Annotated in this window: 6 protein-coding genes; all 6 read left to right on the top strand. The window is 61.5% G+C overall.

Translation table 11 applies throughout. From position 1 onward, the window contains the following. Positions 1–107: 107 nt before the first annotated feature. The 6 genes from ACFDR9_RS11690 (at position 108) to ACFDR9_RS11665 (ending at position 6,354) form a co-directional block, all read left to right on the top strand. Positions 108–1,289, top strand: coding sequence for a CHAD domain-containing protein (locus tag ACFDR9_RS11690; protein WP_409031102.1), 1,182 nt, complete (start codon positions 108–110; stop codon positions 1,287–1,289). Positions 1,290–1,384: 95 nt separating this feature from the next. After that, entirely contained in the window at positions 1,385–1,639 is a 255-nt protein-coding gene (locus ACFDR9_RS11685) for a DUF3562 domain-containing protein (protein WP_017875518.1), read from the top strand. A gap of 326 nt (positions 1,640–1,965) precedes the next feature. Next, positions 1,966–2,655: a response regulator transcription factor gene (locus tag ACFDR9_RS11680; RefSeq protein ID WP_017875517.1), complete on the top strand. Its 690-nt coding sequence runs from the start codon at positions 1,966–1,968 to the stop codon at positions 2,653–2,655. After that, complete coding sequence (locus ACFDR9_RS11675) at positions 2,642–3,907, top strand: sensor histidine kinase (protein WP_409031101.1); 1,266 nt, start codon at positions 2,642–2,644, stop codon at positions 3,905–3,907. The genes ACFDR9_RS11680 and ACFDR9_RS11675 overlap by 14 nt, the downstream gene beginning before the upstream one ends. A gap of 109 nt (positions 3,908–4,016) precedes the next feature. Further along, entirely contained in the window at positions 4,017–5,645 is a 1,629-nt protein-coding gene (locus ACFDR9_RS11670; RefSeq protein WP_409031100.1) for a phosphoethanolamine transferase, read from the top strand. Beyond that, positions 5,635–6,354 carry a phosphatase PAP2 family protein gene (locus ACFDR9_RS11665; RefSeq protein ID WP_157406475.1) on the top strand — a complete coding sequence of 240 codons (720 nt, stop codon included), beginning with the start codon at positions 5,635–5,637 and terminating at the stop codon, positions 6,352–6,354. Before ACFDR9_RS11670 ends, ACFDR9_RS11665 begins: the two co-directional genes overlap by 11 nt. Positions 6,355–6,432 lie beyond the last annotated feature (78 nt).

Raw genomic sequence — 6,432 nt, 5'->3', positions numbered from 1 at the left:
CTGCTAATTTGATGCTTTCGGTTGTGCATGTTGGAACCTACCGCTGTACTTTAAATTAATCGGGTAGGTGTCTCAAGTTATATTGGCACAGGGGGATCGCCAAACTCTTGCGATCTCCGAATGTTGCCGAGCATCTGTACCCCATCTTCACAAACACCACCCATCGTACGATTTGGAATTTGGACCTACCGGATGGCCAACAAGTCGAGTGTTCGCTGGACTCCGGCAATATTGATTGTAGAGGTCAGAATTTACCAATCGAAGAGCTGGAATTTGAACTGAAAAAAGGTAATCCGACGCAACTGTTCGACCTCGCGCTCGCGTTGCACAGAGACATACCGTTGGAACTTTCGAACGATAGTAAGGCAGCACGAGGATACGCAATGCTGGAAAATCGGCCACCCGAACCGGTCAAGGCGGGACGTGTGAAACTTCTCCCTAAAATGAGTCTAGAGAATGCGTTCCGTTGCATGGGGTTTAACTGTTTACAACAAATGGAAGCCAACATGCCTGGCGTTTTGAATCAGAGCGTCGAAAGTCTCCACCAGATGAGAGTGGGTCTGCGGCGGTTGCGAGCGCTGTTAGATATGTTTGAGCCATTGGCAAAGCTCCCACCTGAAGTCCGCGTCAGCTTGGATTGGTTAGCTGGAGAACTCGGAGCCACGCGGGATTGGGACGTGCTGGCTACCTCGACACTGGATGAAATTAATACGCCAAACCAGGGGCGCCTCGTAGCCCTGGCCACAACACAAGCAAGGTCGCTGCATCAAACTCTCGTACTTTCCTTGCATGAGCCTCGTTACACCGAACTCTTATTGCAATTAAATGGTTGGTTTCATGGACGAGCTTGGCGAAAAGAAGAGCATCTCTCGAAGAAGTCAGCGCTAGCAAAACGTGCCGTTGATGGGATGACGCCATTACTCAAAAAGGCAGAGAAGCGCCTCATCAGTCGCGTCAATTCTGCCAATCAACACGATGCGTCAGCACGACACCGAGTTCGTATCGCTGCAAAAAAAGCGCGCTACGCCGCAGAGTTTTTTTCCGATCTTTTGCCTAACAAGGCCGTCAAGCACTACATTTCTGCCCTCTCCCAACTACAAGATCGGCTTGGTAGCCTAAACGACCTGGAAGTTGCCAAAACTCTACTGTCGGGCATAACCGAACCGTCGTCGACTCAAGATGGAGCGTTGGCTATCGGCTATATAGGTTTAAAACTGCAGCAAAACACTAAAGGCTTGGCCTCGCTGTTTCGTACGACGGGCCGTTTAAGGATGGCCAGTTACAAATGATGTATCGAGGTTAGTGCGCAAAAAATATGGTTCCAATGTTTTTTCCAAGGTACGTTTTTTTCATGACGTAACGTAACTTTAAGTTGAGGTGAACTATGATCCCAATCGTTTCCCAGGAGAGTAACGCGCGCGAAGCTTCTCCTCGTTCCAATGCGCGGAGTGAATCGGCCAGCACGACTCGTCACATGGAAAGCATTCATGCCCTTTGCAATGAGATCGATCGCCCGTTCGAGGAATTGGCGGCGCTCTATCAGTGGGAGCTGGCGCGTCTTACCGCGATCGCTTCCGTTTGGGATTACCTGCCAGTTTTGGTAGTTAAGCACGTGCGGGAAATTTACAGGCACCGCTAGGCGCCCAAACGTAGAGGGCTGGGTGCATTGCTGGCAGCCTTTCGCCACTAGCGGATTGCTTACAGGTGTCCCTTACATTTTGACAAGCCTGGGACAGCACCCTGTTGTTCGTTGACGGTTTGCTGGAAGGTGACCAAAAGAAGTTTGAAGTTCTCTCACTTTGCGATTCCGTGGTCACCCCCGCTCGCAGCTGAATACGGCTTATCGTTCGTGTATTGAGAACAGATCTGAAAGCCGGGATCATCTGCTTAGCGTGCTATTTTTTCCGTTTTCCCTCGTCTCCCCGTGTAGACTGGCGCTTTCCGCCGCCGTCACCATTCCACTCCATGCGCATCCTTGTCATTGAAGATAATCCCGATATCGTCGCCAACCTGTACGGATTCCTCGAACCCAAGGGCCATGTGCTCGATTCGGCCGCCAACGGCTACGCCGGCCTGGCCCTGGCCAACGACAACAGCTACGACGTGGTGGTGCTGGACATCACCCTGCCCGGCTTGAACGGCATCGAGCTGTGCCACAAGCTGCGCAACGAGTTGCGCGACCTCACCCCGGTGCTGATGCTGACGGCGCGCGACACGCTGCAGGACAAAGTCGCCGGTTTCGACAGCGGCGCCGACGATTACCTGGTCAAGCCGTTCTCGCTGGTCGAACTGGAGGTGCGCCTGAAGGCGCTGGTGCGGCGCGCGCACGGCGCGCACGGCGGCGCCGCCCTGCTGAGCATCGGCAACCTGAGCTTCGACACCGAGACTTATCAGGCCGCCCGCGCCGGCCGCCCCCTGACGCTGACCAAAACCGGCTATACGCTGCTGAAGTGCCTGATGAAGGCGGCGCCGCGCGTGGTCTCGCGCGAAACGCTGGAGTCCGAGGTGTGGGGCGAGGACCGGCCCGACAGCGACGCGCTGCGCACCCACATTCACGCGCTGCGCCAGGCCCTGGACAAGCCGGAGCCGTTTGCCATGTTGCGCACCGTGCCGGGCATCGGCTTCAAACTGGTGGCCGCCGATGAAGCCCTCTAACTCGCTGCGCCGGCGCATCGTCACCGCCTACCTGCTGTTCGCCCTTGGCTGCTCGCTGTTTTTCGCCATGGTCGCCGCCGTCATCGTCGAGGGTATCGAAGTGCGCCTGGTTGACGAGCGACTAAAAGAGGTGGCGCTATGGGCCTCGCCTCGCCACGCCGGCAACTTGCCGGTTGAAATGCCGGCCGGAATGAGTTTCCACCACGGCGAGTCGATTCCGCTGTCGCTGCGCAACCTGCCGCCGGGCGTGCACGATATCGACGTCGACGGCGTCGGCTTGCACGTGTTGTCCGGCCGCGACGCCGCCGCCCCCTACGTCGTGGTCGACCACGAAAGCGACTACGTCGAGGTCGAGCTGGCCGTCTACTCCCTGCTGGGCGTGAGCTTGCTGGGCTTTATCGGCATGTCCTTGCTGCTGGGCGCCTTCGTCGCGCGCCGCTTCGTCACGCCGATCATCACGCTGTCGGCGGCGGTGGCCGAGCGCCGCGCCGAGCTGCCGTTGATCGACAACAACGACGAACTGGGCGTGCTGGCCCGCGCCTTCGCCGAGCACACCGGCGAAATGCAGCAATTCCTCGACCGCGAGCGTTTTTTCACCGGCGACGTCAGCCACGAGCTGCGCACGCCGCTGACCGTCATTTCCGGCGCCGCCGAGATATTAATGCTGGAAACGGCCGGCCAGCCGCTGCTGTACCGCCCCGCCGAGCGCATCCACCGCGCCGCCAGCGACGCCAGCGACAGCGTGGCCATCCTGTTGTTGCTGGCGCGCTCGCCAACGCTGATCGAGGCGGCCGACGTGTCGCTCGCCGACGTCGTCAAGGAGGAGGTCGCGCTGCACCAAAACCTGGTCGGCAACAAGCCGGTGTCCTTGCGCTACGCCGGCGGCGCCGATTTTTCGATCCGGGCGCCGCGCAAACTGGTCGCCGCCGCGATAGGCAACCTGATCCGCAACGCCTGCCAATACACCGACCATGGCACGGTCACGGTCGCGCTGGAACACCACTGCGTGCTGGTCGCCGACACCGGCCGCGGCCTGCCCGACGCGCTGCGCGCCATGCTCAGCGGCGACCAGGGCGCGGCGGCCCCGGTCGACCTCGGCGCCGGTTCGGCCGGCATCGGCCTGGGGCTGGCGCTGGTCGGGCGCATCTGCGAATACCTCGGCGCCACGCTGGAAATAGCCTCGCCGTCGGCGCCCGGCACGGCAATCGGCATCCGCTTCGCCCCCGCGGAAGATGCTTTAACGAAATCTTAACGTCGCCGTAACGGCGAATTCACAGCGTCCAACGTAATCTGCCGTCGCTGCGCCCCCCCTCCCCCGGAGCGCGCCCGACATTACTTTGGAATCCGCAGTGAAAATACATATGCCTTCGCGTATAGACGCGTCCGTATTGCCCTTGGCGGCCTCCGTGCTGTTTGTTTCCTTCTACAATGTCACGTTTTGGAAGAATTTCTTTGCCGACACCGGCGGCATCCATCTGGCGAATATCCCTTTGCACATCGGCATGTTTCTGTTGCTGGTACTGCTGTTCAACGCCAGCCTGACCCTGTTCAACTTTCGCTTCATCATCAAACCGCTGCTGGTGGCCCTGTTCCTCGCCACCGCCGGCGCCAGCTATTTCATGGACCAGTACGGCACCCCGATCGACTGGTCGATGGTCCAGAACGTCGTCGAAACCGACGCCCGCGAGGGAGCCGAGCTGCTGAGCTGGAAAATGCTGCCGAGCATGTTGCTGCTGGGCGTGCTGCCGTCGCTGGCGCTGCTATATGCGGACGTGCGTTTTCCACGCCGGCGGCGCCATGCCGCCAACAGCATCGGCGCGGTCGCCGCCTCGCTGGCCGTCGCCGCGGTGCTGTTGCTGCTGCTGTTCAAGAGCCTTGCGCCGGCCATGCGCGAGCACCGCGAATTGCGCTTTCTGCTGACCCCGTCCAACTACATCCAGGCGGTCAACGGCTATCTCAAGCGCAAGTGGAGCCTGCCGCTGGTGGTGGCGCCGCTGGGCACCGACGCCGTCAAGGGCGTGGCCTGGGCCGGCGCCAAACGCAAGACCGTGACCGTAATCGTCGTCGGCGAAACCGCGCGGGCGATGAATTTTTCCCTGAACCACTACGCGCGCGACACCAACCCGCTACTGTCGCGGCAAGCGGGGCTGCTCAATTTCCACCACATGCAGTCCTGCGGCACCGCCACCGCCGTGTCGGTGCCGTGCGTGTTTTCGGCGCTGGGCCGGCAGCGCTATTCGGACGAAAGGGCGAGGAGCCAGGAAGGCTTGCTCGACGTGCTCAGCCACGCCGGCCTCGACGTGCTCTGGCGCGACAACAATTCCGGCTGCAAAGGGGTATGCGCCCGGGTCAAATACGAAGACCTGTCGCAGCCGGCGCCGGGCGACCCGTTGTGCAACGACGAGGACTGCTACGACGAACGGCTGCTGCGCGGCCTGCCCGAGATCATCCGCAACGCCAGCGGCGACATGGTCATCGTGCTGCACCAGAAGGGCAGCCACGGGCCGTCGTACTGGAAACGCTACCCCGCCGCGTTCAAGCACTTCGGGCCGCAATGCGAGACCAATGAACTGGCGAAATGCTCGACCGAAGCGATCGTGGCGGCCTACGACAACAGCATCCGCTACACCGACTACGTGCTCAGCAAGGCGATCGCGCTGCTCGAGCGTAGCGGCCGCGAGGACAACGTCGACACCGCGCTGGTCTATTTTTCCGACCACGGCGAGTCGCTGGGCGAAAACAATCTCTACCTGCACGGCGCGCCCTACGTTATTTCACCGCCTGAACAGCGCCGCGTGCCGTTCATGCTGTGGCTGTCCGACGGCTTCCGCCAGCGCTTCGGGCTGGACCAGCGCTGCCTGGCGGCGCGCGCCGACCAGGAATTTTCCCACGACAACATCTTCCACTCGACACTGGGCATGTTAAACATCAGCACCTCCGCCTACAACCCGAAACTGGACCTGTTCCATGCCTGCAGCCATGCCATCTAAACCGTGGCGCCGACTCCAGCTGCGCGTCTGGCCCGCCATGCTGGCGGCGGCGTTGTTAATCGCCTGGATCGGCGCCGGCACCGACATCGACCTGGCGCTGGCCGACGCCGCCTTCGACGCCCGCCTGGGCGGCTTTCCGTGGCGCGACGCGTGGCTGGCGGACGCCTTCAGCCACGTCATCCTGAAGCGCCTGATGGTCGCGCTGGGGTTGGCGGCCGTCGGCGCGGCCGCGTGGGACCTGGTCCGGCCGCGGCCCTGGAGCCCGCTGCGCCGGCTGCAACAGCGCCTGGTCGCCCTGTCGGCGCTGCTGGTGCCCGGCATCATCGCCACGCTGAAGCAACTCAGCAGCTCGCACTGCCCGTGGGATTTGCAGCGCTACGGCGGCACGCAAGCGTATATCCGACTGCTGGAAACGGTGCCGCACGGCGTCCCCGCCGGCCACTGTATGCCCGGCGGGCACGCCTCAAGCGCGCTCTGGCTCATCTCGCTGGCCCTGTTCTTCCTGCCGCGACGCCCGCGCACGGCGGCGCTGGCGCTGGCACTGCTGCTGGCCGTCGGCGCCTCGGTGGGCTGGTTGCAGCAACTGCGCGGCGCCCATTTCCTCACCCATACCCTGTGGTCGATGTGGCTTGCCTGCGCCATCGTCTTCGCGCTGGCGGGCTGGCTCGACCGCGACGCCCGCCTACTGCACACGCCAAACCAACGCTAAGTCACTCCTACAACCCTGGGTCGGATCTCGATACGACAGGTTTCGCACATCGCCGGTAACAGACCTGTATCCAAAAAA

The organism is Janthinobacterium sp. CG_23.3 (assembly GCF_046115965.1).
Classification (GTDB): Bacteria; Pseudomonadota; Gammaproteobacteria; order Burkholderiales; family Burkholderiaceae_D; genus Janthinobacterium.
This window is presented reverse-complemented; position numbering and strand designations above follow the sequence as displayed.